25 protein-coding genes and 1 tRNA gene are annotated in these 26542 nt (G+C 32.4%); 6 read left to right on the top strand and 20 right to left on the bottom strand.

Annotated elements, in window-relative coordinates; translation table 11 throughout:
- Positions 1 to 664: 664 nt before the first annotated feature.
- From AC1VAQ_RS17405 to AC1VAQ_RS17360, 10 genes are all read right to left on the bottom strand, one after another.
- Positions 665 to 2038 carry an MATE family efflux transporter gene (locus AC1VAQ_RS17405; protein WP_302598910.1) on the bottom strand — a complete coding sequence of 458 codons (1374 nt, stop codon included), beginning with the start codon at positions 2036 to 2038 and terminating at the stop codon, positions 665 to 667.
- A gap of 133 nt (positions 2039 to 2171) precedes the next feature.
- Positions 2172 to 2321, bottom strand: coding sequence for a hypothetical protein (locus AC1VAQ_RS17400; RefSeq protein WP_302598909.1), 150 nt, complete (start codon positions 2319 to 2321; stop codon positions 2172 to 2174).
- 170 nt (positions 2322 to 2491) lie between these two features.
- A complete protein-coding gene (locus tag AC1VAQ_RS17395) occupies positions 2492 to 3187 on the bottom strand; it encodes a response regulator transcription factor (protein ID WP_302598908.1) in 696 nt (231 codons plus the stop codon).
- A 21-nt stretch (positions 3188 to 3208) separates the two neighbouring features.
- Positions 3209 to 5101, bottom strand: a complete 1893-nt coding sequence (locus AC1VAQ_RS17390; protein ID WP_302598907.1) for a sensor histidine kinase — start codon at positions 5099 to 5101, stop codon at positions 3209 to 3211.
- Between the two features lie 18 nt (positions 5102 to 5119).
- Complete coding sequence (locus tag AC1VAQ_RS17385) at positions 5120 to 6313, bottom strand: hypothetical protein (protein WP_302598905.1); 1194 nt, start codon at positions 6311 to 6313, stop codon at positions 5120 to 5122.
- Position 6314: 1 nt separating this feature from the next.
- Positions 6315 to 7139, bottom strand: a complete 825-nt coding sequence (locus tag AC1VAQ_RS17380; RefSeq protein WP_302598904.1) for a hypothetical protein — start codon at positions 7137 to 7139, stop codon at positions 6315 to 6317.
- A gap of 343 nt (positions 7140 to 7482) precedes the next feature.
- Complete coding sequence (locus AC1VAQ_RS17375) at positions 7483 to 11262, bottom strand: cellulase family glycosylhydrolase (RefSeq protein WP_302598903.1); 3780 nt, start codon at positions 11260 to 11262, stop codon at positions 7483 to 7485.
- A gap of 225 nt (positions 11263 to 11487) precedes the next feature.
- Positions 11488 to 12636, bottom strand: a complete 1149-nt coding sequence (locus tag AC1VAQ_RS17370) for an ROK family transcriptional regulator (RefSeq protein WP_302598902.1) — start codon at positions 12634 to 12636, stop codon at positions 11488 to 11490.
- 77 nt (positions 12637 to 12713) lie between these two features.
- On the bottom strand, positions 12714 to 13298 hold the full coding sequence (locus AC1VAQ_RS17365; protein WP_302598901.1) for a pentapeptide repeat-containing protein: 585 nt from the start codon (positions 13296 to 13298) through the stop codon (positions 12714 to 12716).
- Positions 13299 to 13307: 9 nt separating this feature from the next.
- The gene (locus AC1VAQ_RS17360; protein WP_302598900.1) at positions 13308 to 14081 is read right to left on the bottom strand and encodes an endonuclease/exonuclease/phosphatase family protein; all 774 of its coding nucleotides are present in this window, start codon (positions 14079 to 14081) and stop codon (positions 13308 to 13310) included.
- A 309-nt stretch (positions 14082 to 14390) separates the two neighbouring features.
- Here AC1VAQ_RS17360 and AC1VAQ_RS17355 point away from each other — a divergent pair, with 309 nt between their 5' ends.
- The 6 genes from AC1VAQ_RS17355 (at position 14391) to AC1VAQ_RS17330 (ending at position 18578) form a co-directional block, all read left to right on the top strand.
- On the top strand, positions 14391 to 14678 hold the full coding sequence (locus tag AC1VAQ_RS17355) for a hypothetical protein (RefSeq protein WP_302598899.1): 288 nt from the start codon (positions 14391 to 14393) through the stop codon (positions 14676 to 14678).
- An 88-nt stretch (positions 14679 to 14766) separates the two neighbouring features.
- On the top strand, positions 14767 to 15195 hold the full coding sequence (locus tag AC1VAQ_RS17350) for a hypothetical protein (protein ID WP_302598898.1): 429 nt from the start codon (positions 14767 to 14769) through the stop codon (positions 15193 to 15195).
- A gap of 179 nt (positions 15196 to 15374) precedes the next feature.
- Positions 15375 to 15776, top strand: coding sequence for a DUF4342 domain-containing protein (locus tag AC1VAQ_RS17345; protein ID WP_479904274.1), 402 nt, complete (start codon positions 15375 to 15377; stop codon positions 15774 to 15776).
- A gap of 127 nt (positions 15777 to 15903) precedes the next feature.
- Entirely contained in the window at positions 15904 to 16323 is a 420-nt protein-coding gene (locus AC1VAQ_RS17340; protein WP_302598896.1) for a DUF4342 domain-containing protein, read from the top strand.
- A gap of 358 nt (positions 16324 to 16681) precedes the next feature.
- Positions 16682 to 17377: a response regulator transcription factor gene (locus tag AC1VAQ_RS17335; protein ID WP_479904273.1), complete on the top strand. Its 696-nt coding sequence runs from the start codon at positions 16682 to 16684 to the stop codon at positions 17375 to 17377.
- Positions 17361 to 18578 (top strand): sensor histidine kinase, encoded by a 1218-nt coding sequence (locus tag AC1VAQ_RS17330; RefSeq protein WP_302598894.1) that lies wholly within the window; start codon positions 17361 to 17363, stop codon positions 18576 to 18578. The genes AC1VAQ_RS17335 and AC1VAQ_RS17330 overlap by 17 nt, the downstream gene beginning before the upstream one ends.
- Before the next feature lie 256 nt (positions 18579 to 18834).
- On the opposite strand, the gene rsmI is transcribed toward AC1VAQ_RS17330, so the two are convergent.
- The 10 genes from rsmI to AC1VAQ_RS17280 form a co-directional block, all read right to left on the bottom strand.
- Positions 18835 to 19677 (bottom strand): 16S rRNA (cytidine(1402)-2'-O)-methyltransferase, encoded by an 843-nt coding sequence (gene rsmI / locus AC1VAQ_RS17325; RefSeq protein WP_302598893.1) that lies wholly within the window; start codon positions 19675 to 19677, stop codon positions 18835 to 18837.
- 32 nt (positions 19678 to 19709) lie between these two features.
- Entirely contained in the window at positions 19710 to 20480 is a 771-nt protein-coding gene (locus tag AC1VAQ_RS17320; RefSeq protein ID WP_302598892.1) for a tRNA1(Val) (adenine(37)-N6)-methyltransferase, read from the bottom strand.
- Complete coding sequence (locus tag AC1VAQ_RS17315) at positions 20449 to 21354, bottom strand: PSP1 domain-containing protein (RefSeq protein ID WP_302598891.1); 906 nt, start codon at positions 21352 to 21354, stop codon at positions 20449 to 20451. The genes AC1VAQ_RS17320 and AC1VAQ_RS17315 overlap by 32 nt, the downstream gene beginning before the upstream one ends.
- Positions 21351 to 22334, bottom strand: a complete 984-nt coding sequence (gene holB / locus AC1VAQ_RS17310) for a DNA polymerase III subunit delta' (RefSeq protein WP_479904272.1) — start codon at positions 22332 to 22334, stop codon at positions 21351 to 21353. The genes AC1VAQ_RS17315 and holB overlap by 4 nt, the downstream gene beginning before the upstream one ends.
- A gap of 183 nt (positions 22335 to 22517) precedes the next feature.
- A complete protein-coding gene (locus tag AC1VAQ_RS17305; protein ID WP_302598888.1) occupies positions 22518 to 22964 on the bottom strand; it encodes a YaaR family protein in 447 nt (148 codons plus the stop codon).
- Between the two features lie 140 nt (positions 22965 to 23104).
- Positions 23105 to 23710, bottom strand: a complete 606-nt coding sequence (locus tag AC1VAQ_RS17300) for a nucleoside/nucleotide kinase family protein (protein ID WP_302598886.1) — start codon at positions 23708 to 23710, stop codon at positions 23105 to 23107.
- 31 nt (positions 23711 to 23741) lie between these two features.
- Positions 23742 to 25139: an aminotransferase class I/II-fold pyridoxal phosphate-dependent enzyme gene (locus tag AC1VAQ_RS17295; protein ID WP_479904271.1), complete on the bottom strand. Its 1398-nt coding sequence runs from the start codon at positions 25137 to 25139 to the stop codon at positions 23742 to 23744.
- A 280-nt stretch (positions 25140 to 25419) separates the two neighbouring features.
- Complete coding sequence (locus tag AC1VAQ_RS17290) at positions 25420 to 25737, bottom strand: hypothetical protein (RefSeq protein WP_302598884.1); 318 nt, start codon at positions 25735 to 25737, stop codon at positions 25420 to 25422.
- Positions 25738 to 25812: 75 nt separating this feature from the next.
- Positions 25813 to 26280 carry a transcription elongation factor GreA gene (gene greA, locus AC1VAQ_RS17285; protein ID WP_302598882.1) on the bottom strand — a complete coding sequence of 156 codons (468 nt, stop codon included), beginning with the start codon at positions 26278 to 26280 and terminating at the stop codon, positions 25813 to 25815.
- A gap of 129 nt (positions 26281 to 26409) precedes the next feature.
- A tRNA-Lys gene (locus AC1VAQ_RS17280) sits at positions 26410 to 26482 on the bottom strand.
- Positions 26483 to 26542 lie beyond the last annotated feature (60 nt).

Raw genomic sequence — 26542 nt, 5'->3', positions numbered from 1 at the left:
TTCTCGTCTTTTTAAAGACTTTAATGAATCGACTGGTTTATATGATTACTATTTTGTTTTCAAAGTTCATTTCTAAGCTTTAGTGCTTTTCGTTGTCAGCGCTGTTCGCTGCTGACTCGTATAATAATACAGCATATAACATCATAAGTCAACACTTTTTTATAAGTTTTTTTCTTTTTTTATGTTTACACATAAAAACATTGATTTTATAAGCTTTTTTACTATACTAGCTTATCCACTGCCTTATTATATTATGCAAATAAAAAGCTTTTTATTCACCTTTCTTCTTATTTTTATTATTCATTTATACATATGTCTCTTTTATATAACTATCCCTATTCATTTATAATGATAATAATAAAAAGAGACTATATGTGTAGTATATATCACGCTTATTATAAGTTTAATATATACTTCTTTAAATTAATCACTTTAACCTTTTATCTGTGCTATATATTTATCCATACTTTTCTAGCTGTTTTGTTAAAGTGATTAATTTATATAGAGAAACCAACTAAAACCTTGAAATATACATGTAGGTAAATAGTTTTCTCTCAATGACTTCACATTACTAAAAGCTATGGATAACTAAGTTTTATAAACGTGAAATCTATATTACATATAGTCTCTTTATTTATATGCATTTATTCTGGTCATATTTAGTTTAGGCTTCACATGCCATATCTTGCATATTATTAACTAATTTATTTTTGTTTTTTAAATAGTAATAGATGATTACGAGTATAACCCCTTTTAATATGCTTGTAATACTTATACTCCACCAAATTCCATCTAATCCTAATGATTTTCCTAAAATCAAACATAAAGGAATCCTAGAACCAGTTAAAATAATACTAATAATATTAGGTAAATATGTTCTACCTATACCATTAAACGCACCAGTGATTGTAATCTCAGCACACATAAATAATTGTGAATATCCTAATATAAGTAGGTATTGCTTTCCTACTGCTATTGTCTCCGGCTCTGCCACAAATATTTTCATAAGTGGTTCTCTAGCAAAGATTAATAGTAGTGTTGTACATATACCTATTATTGTAGATAAGCACATTGTTGCCTTTACACCTTTATTAATACGCTCATATTTTCCTGCACCATAGTTTTGTCCTACATAGGTAGAAATAGCTGTTGAAAAGCCGCCAGCTGTGAGCCATGATAGTGCTTCTATCTGTGAACCTATTTTTTGTGCAGCTATTGGTACTGCTCCCCAATAAGCTACAATACGTCCTATTACCATAGAGAATACTGTGAATAATCCGCTCTGTAATGCCCCTGGTAGCCCGATATGTGTGATTTCTCTTATTAGATTCCACTGTGGTTTTTGAAGAACATTTAGGGTTAAGAACTCTAGTTTCTTCCTTATAATAGCTATTATGAAACATGCTGTTACAATTATCTGAGCTGTAACTGTGGCTATTGCAGCTCCTAATACACCTAATTTAGGGAAACCTGCCCAACCAAATATTAATACTGGGTCAAAAATAATATTGAAAGCTAAACCAATTGTATTAATAATAAATGGTGTCTTGCTATCTCCCATGCCATTAAAGATTCCACTGAATACTGGGCCAGAAAAGAAGAACAGCATTCCTATAGCTACAGTAATAAGGTATATTTTTGCCATTTCTATAACTTCTACATTTCCTAAATTAAAAAATTGTATAAGTTCATTATGGAAAATGAGTAAAAATATACTGTATATCATAGCTAAACATAAATTAATTTGTAATCCACTTATAATGTAGGATTTTGTTTTTTTATAATCTTTTTGTCCGATACTCTGTGAAACTTTAATTGTAACACCTAATTTAGCAATCATAATAAATGCTTCCGCTAACCATGTAAAAAATCCTGCTGTTCCTACTGCTGCTACCGCATTGCTTCCTAACTTGCCAATCCATATCATATCAATTAGATTATATGCAGTTTGTATAAAAGAAACGCCCATGATGGGTATTGCTAATTTAATTAGCTTATCCATTATAGAGCCCGTTGTTAAATCTATATGCCTTTCCATGTTCCCTCCTTATGAGCTAGTGACTTTATAATCTAGTAATTTTTAGGTCAATTATCTTATATACGTTATCACCTTTGGAGGTACATTTCAACTTTCTCTATATTCATTTCATATCTATGAACTTTTGTTATCCCTATATTAGTAAAACTTTTTCTACTGCACTTTTATTACCTTGCTCTAATTTAAGCTTTTCATTAAGCTTATACATCATGAACCATATTATTGAAGCAATTATTGTTAGTATAATTATATAGCCTAATATTTGTTTTATTGTTGTTTTCATGTTTCTCCCCCCATAAGTTGTTTTATATGTATAAAGTTCATTGTAGCACATTTCTATTATATTAAGAATAGTTAGTATTTACGTTTTTTCTATCATTTAATTATAAAAAAAACACATATAGTTTAAGTCTTATCTATATGTGTTTTCTTATTTCTTATTTCTTATATTAACTATTCTCCAAACTTATAACCTACGCCCCATACCGTAAAAATATAATCTGGGGTTCTTGGATTATCTTCTATTTTTTCACGAAGCTTTCTGATATGAACCATAACGGTATTATTATTAGCAATGTATTCTTGATTCCAAACTCTTTCATAGATAGTCTCTATCTTAAATACAATGCCTTTATTTTTCCAAAGTAACTTTAATATGCTGAGTTCTGTTGGTGTGAGGTTTATTTCTATCCCTCTTTTATAGACTTGTCCTGTATCTAAATCTAATATAAGATCGCCTTCTTCTAATCGTCTTATATTAGACTGTGCTGGGAGGTTGAGTTTAGTGAAGCGACGTAGTTGCGCCTTTACTCTAGCAATGAGTTCTAATGGATTAAAGGGTTTTGTCAAATAATCATCTGCACCTACTGATAAACCTAATATTTTATCTATATCTTCTACTTTAGCTGAAAGCATAATAATTGGTACATTATGCTGCTCCCTGATTTTAATACATGCATCAATCCCATTAACAACCGGCATCATTACATCTAAAATAATAAGATCTACTTGTTCTGCCTCTACTATTTGTAATGCTTCAAGTCCAGTACCAGCTGTGCGTATTTTATAGCCTTCGTTTTTTAGATAAATCTCTATTAGATCCCTGATTTCCTTTTCATCATCTACTATGAGTATTGTTTCCTGCTCCATCTTCCCACCTTACCTTATCATTTATTTTTCATTTCTGCATTTTGGTAAACCTACTTTAAAACTAATTAAATCGCCATTTACCTTAGCATTAATTCTTCCGCCATGTAACTCTACTATATTCTTAGCGATTGCAAGACCTAGCCCACTTCCACCTGCCTGGCTATTTCGTGATTTATCTGCTCTATAAAAACGTTCAAAGAATTTCTCTACTTCTTCCTGTGGAATACTATCGCAATGATTGCTTACTGCAACATATACCTGTTTAGAAAATTCCTTAAGTTCAATATAGATAGCCTTACCTGACTCACTATATTTGATGGCATTTTCAATAAGATTTTCAAATACCCTTGTAATTTTCGCAACATCTACCTCTACTTCTGCTGTAGTTGGTTCAATATAGGTCTGTATTTCTATATCCTTTTCATTTGCAAGTGGCATCAGTTCTTCTACTAATTGATTAAGCAAACTGCTAATTGATATAATTTCCTTATTTAATTTTACACCATCTTGATGTAATTTAGTGAGTTCAAATAAATCCTCAATGATTACTTTTAATTTTTCTGATTTATCATAAGCAATACTGAGATATTTATCATGTTCTTCTTCAGTCTCATAACGTTTATCCTTCACTAAGCCTATATATCCAATGATTGATGTTAATGGTGTTCTAAGATCATGTGCTACATTTGTAACCAATTCATTCTTAGCTTTCTCTGCACTCATTTGTGCCTTAATCTGTGCCTTAATTTCATGTTCCATTATTGTAATATTACGTGCTACCTGTGCTAATTCATCTTCTCCTATGATATCTATCTTATAAGATAAATCCCCTTTAGAAATTTCGCCTAGACAACTTGAAAGATATTCTATATATGCTATCTTATCCTTTGTAAGTCTTGTAAGTAATAGAATAAATATGCCTACTGCTGTAATAAAACCTATTATGTTTCCAACGCCTTCATTATGCCCATAGTAGATTTGTTGTTCTAAAGTTGCCTCTGTAAAGATATAATATACTTGTCCGTTAATAATAACTGGATAAATTGATTTATATGCGCTATTATTTTCATCCGCACTATTATTCACGGATTGGATAATTTTTACCAAATCTAGTTTTTCAATGTATCCATCACTATAAATTAATTGCCCAGTACTATCTACTAAATAGACATCTGCCTTCTCACTATAGCTACTAATTCTTTCTCTTAGATTTTCTACCTCTGCTTGAGCTGCTAATAATGCAATCTCTTGCGTATCTACATTATTTTGTTTTAGATACTGAGTAAGTATAGCTTCTGCCCTCTGGTCATCCCACTCTCCTAATTGTTGCAACCTTGCTAACTGCTTATAAAGCTGTGTAACTGTAGCTACTTCTTCATTCGCCTCGCTAGCTACTTGTGTATTTGAAATTACTGCATCTTCAGATACCTTATCTTCAGGTACTGCATCTGATACTTCTTCTTTTTTCGCCTCTGTTACCGCTTGATTAAATACTAACTTACCATTTGTTATCGTCGTTAAATACTGCTGTAAATCTGTGATTGCAAGAGTCTCATCTTCCTGACTGATTGTGTATAGTTCTGCAAGACTAATATACTCACCTAAATTTCCTTGTAATGCATTAAGCCTCTTTACAGTGTCTAAAAAGTTATTTTCAACTTCATTCCTACTTTCTTCATAACTTGTGTAACTATATTCACCAGTTGTGGCATGTAAGACTTTAGCAACACAAAAGAATGTTATGCTGCTTATAATGAAAGATATCCCTACTATCCATAAAATTTCTAAACGAATGCTCTTTTTAGTTTTACTTTCTAATGCGATATAAGACTCTTTTAATCTTTGTTTACAGCCTTGATATAATTGTCTTAGACCTGTCTTAGGTTTTTTCTCTTTCCTTGCTTTTTTTGGCATTTTGCTTCCCTTGCCTTTCTATTTAGCACTCATATAACCATTATCTACTATTCTAAGCCCACTTTCTACTTCTAGCATCAATTTTGAAGAACTGTCCCCATAAGTATATGTGTTGTTATTGACCTTATTAAGTGTAAAGTCACTGTTTATTCTTGATGTTTGAATATATTCTCCGTCTTGATTCATTTCATAGCCATAATCATTTGTATTGCCTTGCATATACATTATTTTAAACCCTGGAATATTAGATGGAAGTCTTAGAACTGTGTTATTTTGTTCCCCACTTACTTCAATTGATTTAGGATTTGTCGTTGTCTGTATATCAATCTCACTACATTCATTATTTACTTTAACCATATTAAGTGGACCATCTAGCACTATGTTCCCATAAGTATTTGTTATATCTATGTCACTTAACGTAGCTGTTTTTACATTAATAACATTATCATCACCTAATACTTTTACACTAGAATAGCTTCCTTCTAGTTTTATATTACTGCGATATGCTTCTATATTTACTTTAGCTGGCTCTAATGTATTTATCTTAATCGGTTCATATCGCCCATTAATTTGTACAGTTTCAAAAAGCCCATCTAAAGTATAAGTTGCTTCACCTTCAAGTCTTACATTAGCCTTTTGTTTTGAATTAATTTTAACTGTACTTGAACCCCCACTTGTAATATCAATATTTTCATATTTACCATCTAATGAGACTGCCGTATAATTTTGAGCAATCTCTAGATTCTTTATATCAATTCCTGTTAAATCAATCTGTGGAATTTCATAATTCCATCTTCTATAAGACTCATGATTAATTTGAAGTGTATCTAATGCCTTCGTTGGTAAGTATACTGTAAGTGCTGCCTCATCTTTTTTAATCATAAACCAAATCTCAATGTCTTTTGTCTGATTAAGATTGATATAACAGCTTTTATCTTTATTTTCTACCGTTAATTCAAACTCAGGATTTTTTCCTAAAATATCTTCAAAGTTTTGATTGAATTCTACATAAGCCTCACCTGTAGTTGGTTTAATTTCTACTGGTATATCTGAGTTAATATATATATTATTAATATTTGTTAAATCTATATTCTTTTTATCATAATCCGTATATATATTAGCGCCTTGGAAATAAATCTTTCCTGCTAAACTAGCACTTGTTAGAAAACCTGCTCCACATATAATTGTTAAGGCTACTAGCCACTTTTTCATCTTATCTCACCTCTTTATTTTTTTTAGTAATCTTACGTTCATGAATCAACTGATTCACCTTTTTGATAAGCATGATACATAAAATTAATATAATCATGCCAAAAGATATTGCTGTAATACCTAATGATACTCCTAATGCTATAATCATTGCATTCACTTGAGTCGCTACAAAACATGTTGTTCCTAATATAAGTAAGCCGCCACCAATGCAAATCAATATTCCAACGGCAACCCCACCAGCAATGGCTAATATTCCACCACCTATAATGCCTATTACAGGTAATAACATAATAAATAGAATAAGTTTAGCAAGCCTTATGCTCCATTTTGCAAGAAAGCTTCGTTCTCTTTCTTTATCTGCTTGTACATAACTCGTAAATGATGTATCTTTAGTAGTTTCTTGTTGCTCATTCTTATATTCAGTTTGTTTATATTCATATTTCTTATTAAGTTCTTCTTCATGTAATTTTTTCTGATAATCTTGCTTATCTTCTTTATAAATATCTTCTTTATAAATATCTTCTCTATAGATATCTTGATTAATATCTTGAGTAGTATCTTGTAAGTTTTCCTCTTCTTCTGTAAGAATTGGTGTATAGACTACGACTTGAACCTTATCACTAATTGATGCTTGATCTTGAGATTCTATCGCTTCTACATCTATAATATCTGATGCTAATTTTTCTAAACTTGCCTGAGTATCTCCCTTATGCTCTATTTCTTCTGACACAACCACATTATTTATATCTTCATCTTCTTGCTGTATCTCTAAGTCTTCTATTTCTTCATCTAGCACACGATAATCTTTATATTCCTTATTATTCATTTCCTCTCTCCTTGTCATTTTTAATATACTTCTATTTTAAAGCATACTTCTTAATATTCTTGCCTACTAAACATTAAGATTTCTTAAGAAATATATTTATAAAGCAAAAGAAACCTTTAAACTAATAATCTTCTTATTAGCTTAAAGGCTTCTCTTCATATAACCATATCAATCTCTTTTTTCTATATATATAGAAAGAAACCAACTAAAACCTTGAAATATACATGTAGGTAAATAGGTTTCTCTCAATGATTTCACATGACTCAAAACTATGAATAACTAAATTTTATAAATGTGAAATCTATATTACCCAACTAAAACCTTGAAATATACATTTCGTATATTAAATAAGTTTGTAGCTCATAAGTTCTACTTCGCTATCTGTTGTGCCTGTTATACCGATTGTTACAGTTTCACCTGGCGCAATATCTTTGTTGTAATCACCATTATTAAATGTATATTTGTTGCCATCTTGAGCTTTAACTGTTCCGCCCCAAATTTGTGTAACTGTCCCTGTAATTTCTGCTTCTAATACCCAATTTTCAATTGTCTCTTCAGAAGTATTTGTAATTTTGATTTCTGCTGTAAAGTTATTATCCCAAGCATTTGTTACATCAAGTACAACTTCATAAGTAATATTGCTATCCTTTGGAAGTGCATTTAAGAATTTATAGCCTGCTGGCTCTGATATACTTCCCTCATAATTTGCTGTGAAGCCAACTGTAAGGCTGCTTCCTGATGTAATTTCTTTATTCCATCCTAAATTTTTAATGATATAGTGTGTACCTTCATGTGAAATGATTTCTGCATTCCATATATTCACGATTTCACCATCATAATCAAATTCGAATGTCCAATCATTAATAGGCTGTGTTTGAACATTTGTAAGTACTATTTCGGCATTTACACCTGTACCCCAATCGCTACTTACTTTGTATTCTGCTTCAAATTTGATTGCTACCTCTAAATCATAAGTAACTTCCATACCATTATCTGATAATGTTGCTGTAATTGTTGTATAACCTGGTGCTACTGCGGTTAACTGACCATTTTCATCAATTGTAGCTACTTTTTCATTGCTACTTGCCCATTTGCTTACTGATTTATCTGTTGCATCCTCTGGTAAAACAACTAAGTAATCATTTAAATCTACTGTATCATTTTCATAAAGTGCTGGTAATTCATTGAAGTATGCATCTTCTACTTTAATTGGATATACGAAGTTAACTTTTGTTACTTTAAGGTCTGAACCTGTATCTCCAATATATAATTTGTTTAAAAGTGGGAATGCTTCGCCGTAGCTCTCGTAATCTTCCATCTCTGATGAGTATACTGCTACCATATCTTCATATGTGAAATATGCTACACCATCTACTACTTCTGCAGGTGCTACTTTAGCCCATCCTGGACCGCCTGACCAACTTTGTAAAATAATTTCTGGTGCTGTTTCACTTTCATATTTAACAGCAATTTTTACGTTTTTGCCAAGTTCGCTCATCATAATATCTGAACCTGGTGTGAATGCTAATGCTTGACCCCATCCTGTTGATGTTGCTTCACCTTTGAAGATGATGCTGTCATCTACTGTATATGAGAAATAAACTTTTGTTACTGTAAGATCTGAACCTGTATCTCCGATATGGATTTGATTTAAGAGTGGGAACTCTTCTCCATAGCTTTCATAATCTTCTACTTCTGCTGCATATGCTGCTACCATATCTTCATACTTGAAGTATGCTACACCATCTTCTGTTTTTGCTGGTGCTACTTTAACCCATGATGGACCGCCTGACCAGCTTTGTAAAATAATTTCTGGTGCTGTTTCACTTTGATATGCTACAGCAATACTTACACCTTCTTCAAGTTCATTCATCATAATGTCTGAACCTGGTGTAAGTGATAATGCTTGACCCCATCCCGTTGATGTTGCTTCACCTTTGAAGATTAAATCTGAATCTGGAATATCTATTACATCACCATTATAACCTTCAACTAAAGCTTTAACGATTTCTGGATATACCCATTCAAGTCTTCTTCTATCTAATAATCCCATTGCATCTGTTGTATTAGCCTCGCCAGCTCCATTATCCCACCATACACATGGTATATTATATGCTTTACAAAGTTGTGCATAGTATTTTGCATGAGCTACACGTGCTTCAGTATTATTTTTATTAGTTGAGGCGAATTCACCAATAACTACTGGAATATCTTTGCTTAAGAATACTTTATCTAATGAAGCAAATACATTTTCAAGTTCTTTTTTATCTGCATCAGTTCCCCACTGTGTTGTACTTGTTGCTGAGGTATCCATTGCAAATGAATAAGGTAAGTACGCATGAATTGAAACTGCTACCATATCATCATCTGGAATTTCTAAAGCTGCAATTCCTGCATAATTAGATGATGCTGCATATGGAGGGAACATAACAAGTCTATCTGCATTATTTCCACCGCTATTTCTAATTGCTGCTAATGAAACTCTATTAAAGTGATTTACAATATCATATGCTGTTTGGTCTCCTGTCCAATCAGATTCACTACTACGTGGCTCATTCATTGTTTCAAATATTAATTGGTCACCATAATCTTTAAATCTATCAGCAATTTGTTCCCAAAGTTTTGCATAGTGGTCTGCAGCTGATTCTTCTAATTCTGGTGTTGTGAAATACCAATCTGTTGTACTGTGATGAATATTAAGAATAGCATACATATCATTAACTAATGCATAGTTAACAACTGTTTCAATTCTATCAAAGTATTCATCGCTAATTGTATAATCAGGTGCTTCTCCTGCACCATTATCCCACGTTACAGGGATTCTGATTGTATTAAAGCCTGCTGCCTTAACTGTATCAATCATTTTTCTTGTTGTTTTAGGATTTCCCCAGTTTGTTTCGCCGCCTAATGACTCAAGGGTATTACCTAAGTTCCAACCAAGTCCCATATCAGCTACGATTTCCTTTGCTGTTAAGCCACGCATTTCTGTAGGGTGTGTGTATCCTTCAGGGAATTCAGGCTCTTCAGCTGGTTTCTGAATATATGTATAATCACTACAACTAATTGTTACCTGTAAAGAGGTAAGTGCTTTAACATAGCTTACAAAGTCTCCAGGCACATAATCTCTAAGAGAAATCATTGTTGAATGACCTTGCATTCCCCAAGACATTTCTTGTGCAATGTAATCTACGTTATATTCAGATGGATCTAATTTTACAACTACATCATCATATCCATCTGCTTTCATGACAATTTCATCAATATTAGCTGTAAAGATTCCTCTATCACCATCTTGTAATTTACCATCACCAAATTGAATACCAAATAAGTAATCATCACCTGCATCCGCAAATATACTTGTGCCATCTACATTTAATGTACTAAATGTAAATGTATTTGATTCATCATATATAAGTTTTTCGCTACCTGGTGAATACCATGCCCAGTTTCCACCATTCTCTTGTAAGTAGAACTGAGTAAATATTTCACTTAAATCACCTTTTTGGTAAATAGCTTCACCCTTTGTATCCTCTGTACTCTCTTCTTCTTTAGCCGTATATTCATAGTTATTTAAAGTAACCGTTGCTTCGAAACTTGTAATTGCATTTAAGTATGGAAGGAAATCATCACCTAAGTATGACTTTAAGTCAACACTTGTTGTATTTCCCTGAACTCCCCAAGATACCTCTTCTGCTAAATAATCTACTGCATAATTTTTTTGTTGTGGATCAATAACTAAATCTTCATACCCATCTGCCTTAATGACAATCTCATCAATTGTTAAGTCTACCTTGCTGCTATCTCCAGCCACCAATTTACTATCACCAAATTGGAAACCAAATGCTGCATCATCCGTTGCTACAGCAAACTTGCTATTACCTTCTTCATCAAGTGCACTAAATTCAAGCTTTGTCGTTTCCCCTAATGTTAAATTTTGCCCACCTACTGACATCCAATCCCAACTACCACTCTGATTCTGTGCATAAAACTGACAAAAGATTGGTGTGCTATCACCGGTGCTGTAAACATCATTTGTCTGCGCAGCTTGTACACCTGGCATAACAGAGGTCATCATTGCCAAGGAGGTTACTGCTGAAAAAACACGTTTTTTCCATCTTTTCATTTTAAAGCTCCCCTTTCGCTTAAAACACTTATTATGAGTAGCCTTTATACCTAACTACCCACCATTAATCAAATTATACGCCCTAAAATTAAATTTTGTAAATATTCATTTCTTTCATATTAATGCATATTCAACTACATCTTAGACCTGTCAATGACAACATATAAATAACCCTATAAAAAAAGCTAATTTTCAGCTTTTTTATAGGGTTTCATATATCTTTTTTTATCCTACTGTATATAAATCAATAAGTGGTAATAATGCTGCTCCCATAGCCGTAGTACCTCTTAAATCTGAAAAATATATATTTAAGTCACTAAGACCTAACATTTCATCTTCAAATATACTTATATTAAATATCTGTTCTTCCTTAATAAGCCTGCCAACCTTCCCACCAATAATAAAGTTTGGAATATCAAATATCATGTTTAAGTTATAAATAACCATATGTAAAACTTGAACTGCTTTAAGTAAAACCTTTTCTGCAACTTCATCTTCTTCTTTAATCAGCCTTTCAAATTCTGCAAAGTAATTAATCCTCTTAAGACTTAAAGTATTATACTTATCAATTAAACCTTTAGTTGATATATAGTCTTCTACCTCATTTCCTGATTCTATCAATTCTTCTCCTTGGAAATCTTCAATCTGCATCTGACCAAATTCACCTGCACGTCCATTAATTCCTTTGAAGAGTTTACCCGCAATGAAAATCCCTCCACCTAAACCTTCATTAATACCTATATAAATTAAGTCATCAAATTCTTCATATGCTCCTTGCTGTCTTTCAGCTAATAAGGATAAATTAGCCTCATTATCTATAAAGACGCTGTAATTAAATAAATTATAAATATCACTTAACTGTATATTGCTATATCCCATATTAGTATGTTCAACTACCTGCTTATTTTGATTAATCGTACCTGGGATTGAGATACCTATTCCTAAAACTTGCTCTTCTTTGATGCCAAGTTCAAATAAACATTCATCCCCTAAACTCTTTCCAACTTTAATATAGTCAATAAAATGGTCTGTCAGGTATTCCTTTTCTTTCTTGATAAGAACCTCATTTTTAAGATTCATAATTACAACTGTTACTGTTGACTTTGTTATTCCTAAACCAATGGCCACTCTCGAATTCGGAATGCTTTTAATAATCTTAGGCCTTCTACCACCTGTATAAATATCTGATTCTACTTCTTCAATGATACCAATTTGCTTAAGTTCATTAATATTCGTTGTTACTGTAGGTATACTTAACTTTAATGTATTTGCGAGGTCAAGCTTTGTCCATTCTTCCCCCTTGCACAATAACTGTAATATCTTCTTATAGTTAATTTCTTTTATAAGATTACCCTTCACACCTCTTTCAATCATCTTGCTCCCCTCTTCCCTTTTAATCTCCCTTTTAAATATTTTACTACTTTAAGTCCCTCGTAAATAACTAGTCCTATTTAAACTTCTACCACTACTGCCCCTAGCATTTTACTAAATTCTACCGCCTGGGTAGGTGATATCTTAACACCTCTAATATCTTCAAGTTTTACATTAATTCCTTCTATATTACACGTACTTAAGTCTATTTCCTTAAGCTTAGTCCCACTAAAATCTACACGTTGCATCTCACATTCTTTAAATATTACGTTTTTCATTTTGCATATACTTAATCCTGCTTGATTCATTTTACATTGTATGAAGCTTACATCCTTAAGATTACTCCCGCCTAACATTATATAATCACAATGACATGCTTCAAATTTAATCTCCCTAGTAGACGCATCTACCATGTGTGTCCCAATTAATTTGCAATTTTTAAATTCACAGTAATGAAATACTGCTTCTTCTAAATTAATGTTAGATAGGTCACAGTTAATAAACTTAGTATGAATAAAGTCTACACGTTCTAAGTTGACATCAAAAAACTTTACATTTTCAAAAATAACTTCGCGAAACACTACATACTTCGCATTAACCTCCATTATGTCACAGTCAGTGATACTTATTTCTTCAAATTGGTCCTCATCTTGAATATTAATCATCTTTTCCCCCTATATCTTTAATTTAGCCACGATTGGATAATGATCTGATGGATATTTTCCTGCCTTATTATACTTAATTACTTCTGCATTCTCTATCTCAAACTCTTCAGATACAAAAATATAATCTATATGCACGCCCTTTTCTCTTCCTTTGAACATACTCATGGTTGTTTTGCTATAAAGTGCTTCATTAACATCTTGTACAGCAAAAAGTTTTTTACTAGTATATGTCCCATCCTTGAAATTCTTCATTAACTTACTATTAGGAGTTGCATTAAAATCTCCCATTAAAATGCAAGGTAACTGCTCTTTCTCATAGTTTTTTTCCATAACTTCTATAATCTTCTTAAGCCCAAATTCTCTAGCCTTAGCCGATAAGCAATCTAAATGTGTATTATATATCCTTATTTTCTGACCTGATTCTGACTGACATACGGCAGTTGTACAGATTCTAGGAAACAATGAAAACCATACTGTACTCCCACTTTTACTTGGTGTCTTTGAAAGCCAAAAAGTTTTATGTTCTAAAACACTATATTTCTTTTTAATTAAAAGGCTATTTTTTTCGGAAAAGAATTTTTTAGTTCGTCCTAAGCCTAATATTGTATAGTCTTTCATGTTATTACAAATGTCCCTATGCATTTTCTCTGTTACTTCTTGTAGACCTATAATATCACAGTCATAATATTTGATTGTTTCATATACTAAATGAGCTCTTTTTTCCCACCTATTATTAATATCAAGTACATTATCCGCACGTATATTAAATGTCATTACCTTCATTAACCTTGCCTCACTTATCTTTTTAATTTTATTATAACATAATGTTTTTTTAATTATTTCTATACCCTTATTTATTTTAAAATACATATTAAGGATGTATATTTTTCTTAGAAAGTAAACATACTAAATATCTACCCCGAAAAAAGGCTAAATATCCCTGAAGATTTAATTCATATTTCATATATTATATGCATATATTCATTAATATCTTCATATTTATATAGTAGGGGCTTTCCCCTATTCTTATTTAGAATATACGGGTTTAAATTTATAGTTCATACCATATGAAAAAGGAGGTTATGTATAGTTATGAACAAAAAACAACAGTTATTAAATTATCTTGATGAAAACTTATTTAATCCTATAATTTCCGCACCCTATGCATCCTCACAATTAAAAGAAGATTTCTCACACACTCGTGAAGTGCTTAAGGATTTTTCTGCCGAAGGTATTTTGTACTATATTTGGAACAGCTTTGCCAATAAGGATACTGAAGCTGTTATATCTCATCGTTTAATGGACGAAGGTTTTAGCAGCTACAATCAAGTCTTAGATACCTTTAAACAGGAATTTTCCTATGAATGGCTGATCTCTTAATAGCTTATCATTGATACCGCGCTATGATTTGGGTATAATAAAAATATAAAAACTCATATAAGCACAAAAGATAAGGAGCTTACTATTTATGCGACGCTATTCAAAACTATCTACTATAGATTTAAACTTACTTTCTGACATTCTAAAATTCTTCTTCGATAGATGTGATAAAGTAAATATCTATTTCCCAAATACTACAGACGAAACTTCTGAAGTAACTACTTTTAAAAATAGATTCTTAGCTGCAACTCACATCATCGAAAATGCAGATGAACTTGGTTCACTTGAAGAAACTTTAGAAGAAAAGGAAGGTTTCTCTATGATTATTGCTTCCCTTACAGAGGAAGTAAAAGAACTTCTCCTTGGCATGAAAACAAACTTACACCTTAACTTAGGGCTTATTCAAGGTGATAAAGTTCTCTTCTATATAGGGGATGAAGATGAATGTGTTATCGAAGCAGATGAAGACTCAGATATTTTTGCCTCTTCACTCTTTGATTCTTTTAAAACAATATAGATTTTATATACAAGAGACTGTTACAAGTGTGTACAGTCTCTTTTGTCTTTTTTCTTCTCATCTTTTTATTACCTACTTCTCATAGAATTCTAATAAATCATTTATTTTTCTCTAATCTATCTTCCTTATACTAACATCATCAAATAAATCAAATTTAGTTTTTAAGGGAGAGATTAATTATGACAAATATTACTTTAGAACAAATCGATGCAATTATGCAACGTGCCAACGTATCTTATGCTGAAGCTAAAGAAGCACTTGAGCAAACAACTGGGGATATGGTAGAAGCACTTCTTAGACTTGAACAAAATCAAAAAATCAAACCAGCTCCTCAGCCAAAAGAAAGTTGCGGTAAACGTCTCAAGGGTTTCATTCATAACCTCAATCAATCTTCTTTCATTATGAAAAAAGGAGAACATACTTTTATTAATTTACCATTAGCAGTTGCCATTCTCCTCTTCATCGTTTGCTTACCATTTTCATTCATTGGAATCATTGTTGCCTTAGTACTAGGTGTTAAAATGAATATTGAAGGTGAGAATGAGGTTGCAGAAAAATTTAACTCAACATTTTCTCATTAAATTTTAATGTTTCACTTATTCTTTTCTAAGTTTTCTATTCTAAAATAAAGTTATTAAATACTATACTTAGCTATCTTATCCTATCCTTTTCTAATAGCTAAGTATACTAAAAAAGGAGTTGTATAGTATGGAAATTACGCTTGAACAAATAGATTTAATCATGCAACGTGCCAACGTTTCATATGCCGAAGCAAAAGCTGCTCTTGAAGCGGCTAATGGCGATATATTAGAAGCCTTACTTCTCCTTGAAAAAGGTGAAAAAATTAAAACAGCCACTACCGCACATAACACAAATCATAATTCTACTAGTGAAAAAATTACAAACTTCATTAATAAATTAAATGCCACTAATTTCATCATGAAGAAAAAAGATCGCACTTACATCGATGTACCACTTTCTGTTGCTTTAATTTCAATTATTCTTTGCTTCCATGTATCTATCGTTGCAATTATTATTGCTCTTGTCTTTGGTGTACGCATTCATATCAAAGGTGACAATGACTTAGCCAATAAAATTAATTCAACATTTGATGAGTTTTCAAAATAACCCCTCGAAAAGAGGCTGCTTACACCTAGGTGCTAGCAGCCCTTTTCAAGTTTGTATTACGTATAAGACTCGTGCTTGTTTATAACATCTGTTTAAATATATATGTATTTGTCTATATTTAAACTATAGGCATAATACTAGCTGTTTTATACATAGATTTCACATCTAGCGCAACTAATTTACAAGATGCCTATTTCAAATTCATAACTGGTGTCTCTAATTATAAAGAAACCAACTCTAACTATATATACATCATATAAATAGCACAAATATATTTTTTTAATAGTTCAACTCTAGTATACTTAGTTTATATAAGAAAGTTACTAACATCATATAAATATAAAAAGTAGGTGATTCCTTGAAGCAATTATTAATCATAGAAGACGAAGTAAAAATTGCACGTTTTTTACAACTTGAACTTGAGCATGAAGGGTATAGTGTTGACCTTTCTCATGATGGTAGAGAAGGACTCAGTAAAGCATTAGATGGCAACTTTGATTTAGTGATTCTCGATGTCATGCTTCCTTCTCTTAATGGCATGGAAGTACTACGCCGTATTCGCCAAACTTCTGATTTACCAGTTATCATGCTTACTGCCAAAGATGACGTTATGGATAAAGTTATGGGGCTAGATTTAGGTGCCCAAGATTATATTACAAAACCTTTTGCCATTGAAGAACTCCTAGCCCGCATCCGTGTGCTCTTTAAACTAAAAACACCATCTTCTTCTACGTCCATGACGCAAGAAGTATTAACCTGTGGCAAACTTTCTTTATGTCCCGAGAAATATGAAGTTAGTTATGAAACTACACCTATCGCACTCACCAAAAAAGAATTCGAGCTTCTAGAATATCTCATGCGTAACAAAAGCTTAGTTGTCACTAGGGAACAAATTCTAGAAAAAGTTTGGGGTTATGATTATTTAGGTGATACCAATGTGGTAGATGTCTATATCCGTTATCTCAGAAATAAAATTGATCAAAACTTCCAGGATAAATTAATCTATACTATTAGAGGAATGGGGTATCAAATAAAAGATGTGGCGAGTCATTAAAAAGTCATTTTATTTAATTTATGCATCTATAGCTTTCACTATTAAGGCCCTACTAGCACTTATAAATGGTATATTCTTATTAGCTCTAAAAGCCGTAAGCATATTCTTTAATAGATTTAGATTTTCAATTGCCTTTAAAATTAATTTACTTTATAGCGGTCTATATATATTACTCTTTGCAATCACCTACTTTATTGGCACAAGTATCTTTTTAGAGCAGGCACAATCAGAAAATCTTTCTTTTGATTCTTTAATTATGCAATTCTCCATACTTATGGGAATCATGATGCTTATTTCCTTGGCAATCTTCTTTTTACTTGGAAAACATATTGTCGAGAAAATGTTAAAACCACTTAAGGATATGACTACAACAGTTAAAGAAATCAAAGGAACTGATTTAGTTACACGCCTTGATACTAAGGGTGCAAAAGATGAGCTTAAAGACTTGGCACTCACCTTTAATGAAATGATGGATCGTATTGAAGTCTTTGTTGAACGCCAAAAACAATTTGCTTCCGATGCCTCACATGAACTACGTACACCCGTAGCTATCATTCAAGGCTATACAGATATGCTTAATCGATGGGGAAAAGATGACCCTAAAATCCTAGAAGAAAGTATTCAGTCCATTACGCAAGAAACAGCCAATATGAAAAATCTTTTAGAAAAATTACTCTTTCTATCTCGTAGTGATAAAAATACCTTAAAAGTAGAAATGCAGCTTATAGACCTCTCAAAAATATGCAGAGATGTACTCAAAGAAACGAGCTTTATAGACGATGAACACGATTTACTTTCTAAAGTAGAAGATAATGTTCAACTCGTCGGTGACCCTGCGCTCATCAAAGAACTTATTCGTATCCTAGTAGATAATGCCCTTAAATATACCCCTGAAGGTGGTTGTGTCACTCTAGGCTGCGCCATTACAAAACAAAATATCGTTCTTTCTGTAAAGGATAATGGAATAGGTATCCCAAAAGAACATATCCCACACTTATTTGAACGCTTTTACCGCGTAGACGAAGCCCGTAATAAAAATACAGGTGGTACGGGTTTAGGACTTGCAATAGCCCATCAAATCTGTGCCACCCATCAAGCAAAAATATTTGTTTATAGTACACTTGGGGAAGGCACTGAATTCGTTATCTTCTTTGCTAAACCTAGCACTCTAGAACTCTCAAATCAGAAAGAGACTTGTTAAGTAGAATCTCCATTCTCCCTAACAAGCCTCTTTTAATTATTATTTTTAAATATGCCATGCTCCATCTTATAGATTTCACATTTATAAATTTTAGTTATTCATGATTTTTAGTCATGTGAAATCATTGAGATAAAACAATTTACCTACATGTATATTTCAAGTTTTTAATTTGTTTCTCTATATGTCATAAAACATATTATAGCCCATAGTATATTAACCTCTAAATTTCTTAACTATATATCATTTAGATTGAGGCTTACGCATGTATATAAGCATAAATGTCACGTTTACTCACGCCGCGGTCTTTAGCAACTTGTTTCATAGCTGATTTTTCATCCATTCCTTTATCAGTATAAAACTGCATATGATCTTCAATGCTCATGCTTGTCCATTCTTGCTTAATCTCTTCTTGAAGCTCTTGTTCATCCTTACCAGCTAATATTAAAACATATTCACCTCTAGGCTCTTCTTCATTATAAAATGCAATAGCCTCATCAAGTGTTGTCTTAAAAACAGTTTCATATTTTTTAGTTAATTCCTTCGTTACAGTAATTCCTCTATTACCTACTGCCATGCGAAGTTCTTCTAAAGTTTTAATTAAACGGTGTGGCGCTTCATAAAGGATAACTGTTCTAGTCTCATTTTTTAATCTCTCTAAAACTTGTGCTTTTTCTTTTTTCTGTGCTGGTAAGAACCCTTCAAAAATAAATCTTCTAGTCACTTGCCCAGAAATAATCAAAGCTGTAATTCCAGCTACTGCTCCTGGTGCAGATGTTACTGTAATACCTTCCTCTAAAGCTAATTTCACCATATCTTCACCAGGGTCAGAAATACCAGGGGTTCCTGCATCCGTCACAAGTACGATATTTTTTCCCTCTTTTAATAAACGAATTAATTCAGGTCCTTTTTCAACTTTATTGTGCTCATGATAACTAATTAGTCTTGTATGAATCTCAAAATGATTTAATAACTTCTTAGTATGTCTTGTATCCTCTGCTGCAATAAAGTCCGCCTCTTTCATTAATCTGACTGCTCTATATGTGATATCTTCTAAATTTCCAATCGGCGTTGCACATAAAGTAAGTGTCCCATACTCCATATTTTGAATCCTCTTTTCTACTACTAGCTGCTCTATATTTTTTCTTCCTGACGGCCTTTTTTACCATAAATCTCTAAAATTTCATCCGTATACGTATTATCATCATTATATACAATGAGTGGTTTCTGTACACGAAGCTCCGGTTTTCCATTCTTAACGCCCTCTACAAGCACCATTGTTGGCTCCTTCCCTTGTTTAGGGTAAATCATACGTGTTACTTTAGGTTCAATATTATACTTTCTCATTGTACAAAAGATATCGACTAAACGATGTGGTCTATGAATCATGCACATTTTCCCACCATACTTCAGCATATACCCTGCTGCCTGTATAATATCTTCTAATGTACATGCGACTTCATGTCTTGCAATAGTCTTAGAAGGATGTTCATTCTTTAATCCTGCATGACCTTTCATATAAGGTGGGTTACATGTAATAATATCAAATGTGCCACTTTCAAAATGGTTTTTATAGTCCTTAATATCCATTACCTTCATATTCACATCTGCTTCAATTTCATTAAGCTTCACAGAACGAGAAGCCATCTCGATCATCTCTTCTTGAATATCAATACCTGTAAAATGTCCTTTTCCATAAACAGCATGCATAACGATAGGAATAATGCCTGTCCCTGTTCCTATATCTAAAATCTTTTGTTTCTGACTCCTTACATTTGCAAAATGTGCTAACAAAATAGCATCAATCCCGAAGCAAAACACTTCGGGATTTTGTATGAGTCTATATCCATTTCTCTCTAAATCATCTACTCTCTCATTCGAGCGAACTAAAGTCAAATCCTTCATACTCTTTATCGATATCTCCTCTATTATTTCCACAGCAGCCACCACCGCATTTTTTCTTCTTACCAATAATTTTTAAATCCTTAGCAAGATACATGATAGCTTCCTTTTCATCCTTATCTTTCTTCTTAACAGCTACTTTAACCTGCTCACGTAAAACATTAACTGAAAGCACTTCACCTTTACCATCTGGTGTAATAACTGTATCACCTACAACTGGTAAACGATCTCTAATTTCTACATAACAATCTTGCTCATATTTTAAACAGCACATAAGTCTACCACAAATCCCAGAAATTTTAATAGGATTAAGTGATAAACTTTGTTCTTTGGCCATCTTAATAGATACAGGTTGGAAGTCTCCTAAAAATGTATTACAACATAAAGAACGTCCACAAATACCTATACCCCCACACATCTTGGTCTCATCTCTAACACCAATCTGTCTAAGTTCAATACGTGTTTTAAAAATAGACGCTAGCTCTTTTACAAGCTCCCTAAAATCTACACGCTCATAAGATGTAAAGTAGAATAATACCTTGTTATTATCAAATGTATATTCCACATCAATGAGTTTCATATCTAATTTATGTTTAATGATTTTTTCTTTACAAATAAAGAATGCTTCTTTTTCTTTAATTTTATTCTGTCTATATTTTTCATCGTCTTCAGGCGTAGCTAAACGAATTACCTTTTTTAAAGGTTGTACAACTTCTGATTCATCTATTTCCTTATTAGCAATAACAACTTCGCCATACTCTATACCACGCGCGGTTTCAACGATAGCATGTTGACCTTGCTCATAAGTTACGTTTTCCGGTTCAAAATAATAAATTTTTCCCGCACGTCTAAACCTTATTCCTATAACGGTTATCATTTTTTTCTCTCCTTCAGCTGCAATAATAAATTCTCTATTACAAATGTACTATATATATTCTGTTTTATATCTAAAATCGCCTTTTTAATGTGTTCTATATTCTGACTAACTTTATTATACGTTAATTTACTAGACATGTCCAACAGCTGTTTTTGGTAATCAATATAGTACAAATCTCTACTTTTAGACGTTTTATACACTGCCACATCCCTATACCAAAGGAGCCAAAACTTCAAAATCTGCTCCAAATCATCTTTTAAATCTGTCATCTCTTTAACTAAATCATAAATCTCCATTAAGTTAGCTTTTTCTAGTCTTTCAATAAAGCCTACAGTTTGCTGCCTAATGTCCATATAATGCTCGTCCTCTAGGATATCATTAATAACGCCTATACTACCATCTGATAACTTACTAATAACATCCTTTCGTGTGCCACTTACACCACGATTTACTAAATATGCATCCATCTCTTCCTTATTAAGAGGATTAAAGCGTACTGTAATACATCTAGACTTAATCGTTGGCAATAAACTCCCCATATTCTCACACACTAAAATAATAATGCCATAACCAGGTGGTTCCTCAATAGTTTTTAGCATGGCATTTTGCCCTTGTACATTAACTGTATCTGCCGCTTTTACAATAATAATCTTATGTTCACTACGATATGGTTTAATCTCCATCTCACGAATTAGATGCTCCCTAATGTTATCAACTTTAGTTACATTCGTATCCTTCTCTATGACAATTAAATCCGGATGCGTTCTCGCATTAATCATTGTACATGAAGGGCATTCATTACATGGCTTACTTTCACCTTCACACATAATGGTCTTTGCCAGCTCTATCGCAAAAGTATTTTTTCCTACACCATATGGTCCCTCAAAAATATAACTATGCGATAACTGTTTCTTATTAATCGCCCTATTAAAATACTCCTTGGCACCTTCATTCCCTATAATATTTTGAAATATTTCCATAACCTATCCTCATCAACTTTTATATTTTATAAAATGTATCTTTCTACCTCTTCAAAGTAACGCGACTAACATCACATTCTCAACTCAAATTTTGAGCTTAGACACAAGAAGGTTAAAAACCACACTTTCCTACTCTACAAAAAATGTTCGTGTATAATTCCACGAACATTTAAATCCCACTATTTAAGTCACAATATCTAAAACGAGTCCTTCTATTTCTCCTACTCGATTTAATATCTCCATCTGATTTTTCTCAGTACTAATTAATTCCTTAGCTAATTCATCCAATTTATCATTAACTAATTTAACCACACCATATACTCTATGGCGTCCTCTCTTATCCAAAAAGTTTTCTCTAGAAAACTTATGTGAATTAGCTACTACCTCACCGAAGAAATTAGAAATCATACTACGATATACCTTCATATCTCGTATGTCCATATGCTCTGCAATCTTCTGTCCCTGTGTTGTAATATCCTCAATCATTGCTTTAAGCTTATCATTTAGCTCAGAATCATCTAATTGACTAAGTAACGTAAAGCGAAATCCTTTATCAACCTTATTCTCTGTAACACTTGGCAAATCCCTCAGCTTTGGCATTTGGATTTGACTAATTTGTATATTAGCCATAACATCCCCCACTTACTATAATGTGTATTTTTCCCTTACCTCAATCCTACTATCTTTTATAATAGGACAGTCTTTCCTCTATTTCAAGTTTAAATTCTTCTATTTAAAGCATACCCAAGGAATATAAATTTAAACACTTCTTAATTATATTTCGGTCTTTCCTTATTTTTTAATATATCCTCAGTAATTTCTTCTATACATTTCTCTAAATCAATATTAATATATTGTTTTTCTACACCACTGCTTTGTAAATTTTCTTTGCTAAAATCTTGATTATCTGCTAAGAACCTTCTACATACTTCATCATAATTAGGTGTTATTTCTTGTTTTTCCCTTTGTAATGCCCTTTCTAATCGCACCCCATCTTCAAGTGCTACATATAAAGGCACCACATTCTCCTCACCAAAATATTTTTTCAAACTATTATATGCCTCTAAAGTAACAATCAATAAATAATCTTCTTGATCTAACTTAATTTGTCCATCATCAATAGTGCAATAATACCAATCGCCAAATACAGTATGATAAACTCTCTTCTCGATTACTTTCCCTGCTGTAACATATTCCTTTAACGTCTCCTCATTAATAAAGTAATACTCTACACCATTAGTCTCATTCTGACGCATCGGTCTAGTCGTATAAGTTACCACCGGTCTTAATCCTAATTCATCTCTCTCTCGTAACTTCTTAAATATAGTATCTTTACCTGAACTGCTCTTTCCCATCAAGCAAAATATTTTTCCCATTTGTACCTCCAACTTCTAATGTACCCATGTACTATACAACATGTATTAGTATTTGATTATCTAATCTCTTAATACCCTGTAACTTACTTCTAAATCTACGAATCATATCAATATGCTCATCTCTAATTACCTCACCAATACAAATGATTGGAATGCCTGGTGGATATAACATAATATTATTAGCCGATTTCTTACCTACACACTCATCTAATGTTTCCCATACCTTATTACCATAATGAATTGATCTAGGACATTCACCTAATACAATTTCACGACTCATAAAATTATTAATTCCCTCATATGTTTGGCGATATTCTAAACAAGAATCAATATATCTTAATGCTTGCTCTAATCTAGTTAAAGTTTCTCTTGTATCTGCCATAGTCGTCATTAAAATAATATACGTATCAAGTGCAGCTTCTACCACAATACCATATTCTTTATTTAATACACTCGCTAATTGATAGCCACTTATATTAGTATTCGCAGTAGAAATGATTACCTTACTAATATCATATGCATGTGGTGTCCCCTCTACAAGTCTCAACACTTGTAATTGTCTCAACCTCTGACGCATTGCCACTAATTCATCTACATACTGCTTCTTAATTAATACATGGTGTTCCAATATATAACAACGTATATAATCCATTAATCCCATCATCATATAAGAAGGACTACTTGTTTGTACCATTCTAAGCGTCTCTATAATTTTGTCATACTTCACTCTATTAGAGCATATATGTAATACACCACTCTGTGTAAGTGCAGGCAATGTTTTATGCATACTATTAATTACAATATCTGCCCCTAGCCTAGTACTACTAACTGGGAAACAATTGCCCAACACAAAATGTGCCCCATGTGCTTCATCAACTATTAAAACCTTATCATATTCATGTACAACTTCTGCAATTCCCTTAATATCCGATACGATTCCCTCATAAGTAGGACTTACAATAATAATTCCCTTAGCATTTGGATGTGTCTCAAATGCCCTTCTTACAGTATCAACTGTAACCTCACCTAAAATATCATCTTTCTGTATATATTCTGGGCTAATGTATATAGGTTTTATGCCACCTAACACTAAAGCACTCCATACACTATGATGTGAGTTTCTAGCCACAATTAATTCATCGCCCTCATTGCAAGTTGCTAATATACTAGTAATGACACCTGCTGTCGAACCATTTGTTAAAAATACACTATCCTTAGCTCCATAAAAATCAGCCATAAGAAGCATTGCTTCCTTAATAATACCTTCTGCCTCATATAAGTTATCTAATCCCATGGCTTCAGTATTATCTAATGAAGATAAATTTAATTTGTTTAAATCTGCTATACTTCCAAATTTATGTCCTGGCATATGAAATGCTAACTTAGAGTTACTATATGCTATTAATTCATTATATAAAGGTGCATTCACTTAATCACTCTTTTCTCTATTAATCTTTTAGTAAAACTTAAAGTAAATCTTCATATCTACATAGTCCTAGTATAATACTACAATCTACCAAATTAATTTTCTTTAACTATATATCCTTATTCTAAAATAAAAATCCAAACTAATATCCGTGATAAATTCTACCCGTATAAGTTTACATTAATATATAACTAAATACAATAAATATCCCCTGTATCTCCCCAAATTAAAAGGAGATATCGTGAAACTATAAAAAGTTTCGCGACACCTCCTCCTTTATTTATCATATCAGTTCCTCTGGCATAGTAAGAATAATCTCTTTTGCAATTCCCATAAATTCTTTTGTCAATGCCTCTTCATTTCGTTGATGATACTCACACAGCCTATTAAATTCTAATTGTAAGCGGTCCCTACTTTCTTCAAATAGCCCCTCATTAATACAAATCTTACTATACTGTTTAATCATATCAGCATATCTATCAGGATTACGTCGTACTTCCTTTAGCTGTACACCTCTCTCTTTAAAAAAGGTTGATAGCTTATCTGCTTCTTTTGCATTATCCTGTGCTCTTCTTAAAATATTAAATCCTATTTGATTCATATAGCAACAACTCCCTCACATTGTTACTAATGTATATTCAAGCTTGTCGCAATTTATTACAGCTTTTCTTATTTCTTATAAGTTTTTTATCGCTTCAATTCTTACCATATATTTTCCGTCCGGCGAATCTATTTCCACCTCTTGTCCAACTTTCTTTCCATAAATCTCTTTTCCTAAAGGACATTCAATACTAATCTTATTATTAACCACATCCATTTCCATTGTTGTAACAATAGTATAATCTACGCAGAAATCATCCTCTATAAAATTAACGGTTACTACCTTTCCTAAGCCAACTTCATCACTTGCAGTATTATCCTCAATAACTGTACAGGTCTTAATCATTTTCTCTAAGTATTTAATACGCCCTTCATTTCTTCCACGTTCTCTTTTTGCAGCCTTATACTCAAAGTTTTCACTTAAATCACCATGTGCACGCGCTTCTTTTACTTCCTCATTTCTCTTTTTACGAACTACAACTTTTCTATATTCTATTTCCTTTTTCATCTTCTCGATATCTTGCTCTGTAAGATAATTATTCATTTCTACATTCCCCTATCTTCCTATAAATCCATTTTACTCACTATTTATTACCTATTATAACCAATTTTATAATAAAAAAGAAGTCTTACACCTAATTATTCATTAAATGTAAGACTTCTTTATAAATTATGAGCCACCGGGGAATCGAACCCCGGACAACTTGATTAAAAGTCAAGTGCTCTACCGACTGAGCTAGTGACCCATGACAAATGCCCAGAGCCGGAATCGAACCAGCGACACGAGGATTTTCAGTCCTCTGCTC

The sequence above is a fragment of the Cellulosilyticum sp. genome, assembly GCF_982396655.1.
Note: the sequence above shows the minus strand (reverse complement) of the source record. Positions and strands in the feature narration are given on the sequence as shown.

Coding starts and splice junctions, on each gene's coding strand:
- AC1VAQ_RS17405 (WP_302598910.1), bottom strand. CDS start 2,038: ATGGAAAGGCATATAGATTTAACAACGGGCTCTATAATGGATAAGCTA.
- AC1VAQ_RS17315 (WP_302598891.1), bottom strand. CDS start 21,354: ATGATAACCGTTATAGGAATAAGGTTTAGACGTGCGGGAAAAATTTAT.
- AC1VAQ_RS17340 (WP_302598896.1), top strand. CDS start 15,904: ATGGAAATTACGCTTGAACAAATAGATTTAATCATGCAACGTGCCAAC.
- AC1VAQ_RS17350 (WP_302598898.1), top strand. CDS start 14,767: ATGCGACGCTATTCAAAACTATCTACTATAGATTTAAACTTACTTTCT.
- AC1VAQ_RS17290 (WP_302598884.1), bottom strand. CDS start 25,737: ATGAATCAAATAGGATTTAATATTTTAAGAAGAGCACAGGATAATGCA.
- AC1VAQ_RS17380 (WP_302598904.1), bottom strand. CDS start 7,139: ATGAATAATAAGGAATATAAAGATTATCGTGTGCTAGATGAAGAAATA.
- AC1VAQ_RS17360 (WP_302598900.1), bottom strand. CDS start 14,081: ATGAAGGTAATGACATTTAATATACGTGCGGATAATGTACTTGATATT.
- AC1VAQ_RS17330 (WP_302598894.1), top strand. CDS start 17,361: ATGTGGCGAGTCATTAAAAAGTCATTTTATTTAATTTATGCATCTATA.
- AC1VAQ_RS17395 (WP_302598908.1), bottom strand. CDS start 3,187: ATGGAGCAGGAAACAATACTCATAGTAGATGATGAAAAGGAAATCAGG.
- AC1VAQ_RS17400 (WP_302598909.1), bottom strand. CDS start 2,321: ATGAAAACAACAATAAAACAAATATTAGGCTATATAATTATACTAACA.
- AC1VAQ_RS17365 (WP_302598901.1), bottom strand. CDS start 13,298: ATGATTAATATTCAAGATGAGGACCAATTTGAAGAAATAAGTATCACT.
- AC1VAQ_RS17370 (WP_302598902.1), bottom strand. CDS start 12,636: ATGATTGAAAGAGGTGTGAAGGGTAATCTTATAAAAGAAATTAACTAT.
- AC1VAQ_RS17390 (WP_302598907.1), bottom strand. CDS start 5,101: ATGCCAAAAAAAGCAAGGAAAGAGAAAAAACCTAAGACAGGTCTAAGA.
- AC1VAQ_RS17385 (WP_302598905.1), bottom strand. CDS start 6,313: ATGAAAAAGTGGCTAGTAGCCTTAACAATTATATGTGGAGCAGGTTTT.
- holB (WP_479904272.1), bottom strand. CDS start 22,334: ATGGAAATATTTCAAAATATTATAGGGAATGAAGGTGCCAAGGAGTAT.
- greA (WP_302598882.1), bottom strand. CDS start 26,280: ATGAATAATTATCTTACAGAGCAAGATATCGAGAAGATGAAAAAGGAA.
- AC1VAQ_RS17305 (WP_302598888.1), bottom strand. CDS start 22,964: ATGGCTAATATACAAATTAGTCAAATCCAAATGCCAAAGCTGAGGGAT.
- AC1VAQ_RS17345 (WP_479904274.1), top strand. CDS start 15,375: ATGACAAATATTACTTTAGAACAAATCGATGCAATTATGCAACGTGCC.
- AC1VAQ_RS17355 (WP_302598899.1), top strand. CDS start 14,391: ATGAACAAAAAACAACAGTTATTAAATTATCTTGATGAAAACTTATTT.
- AC1VAQ_RS17375 (WP_302598903.1), bottom strand. CDS start 11,262: ATGAAAAGATGGAAAAAACGTGTTTTTTCAGCAGTAACCTCCTTGGCA.
- AC1VAQ_RS17320 (WP_302598892.1), bottom strand. CDS start 20,480: ATGAAGGATTTGACTTTAGTTCGCTCGAATGAGAGAGTAGATGATTTA.
- AC1VAQ_RS17300 (WP_302598886.1), bottom strand. CDS start 23,710: ATGGGAAAAATATTTTGCTTGATGGGAAAGAGCAGTTCAGGTAAAGAT.
- rsmI (WP_302598893.1), bottom strand. CDS start 19,677: ATGGAGTATGGGACACTTACTTTATGTGCAACGCCGATTGGAAATTTA.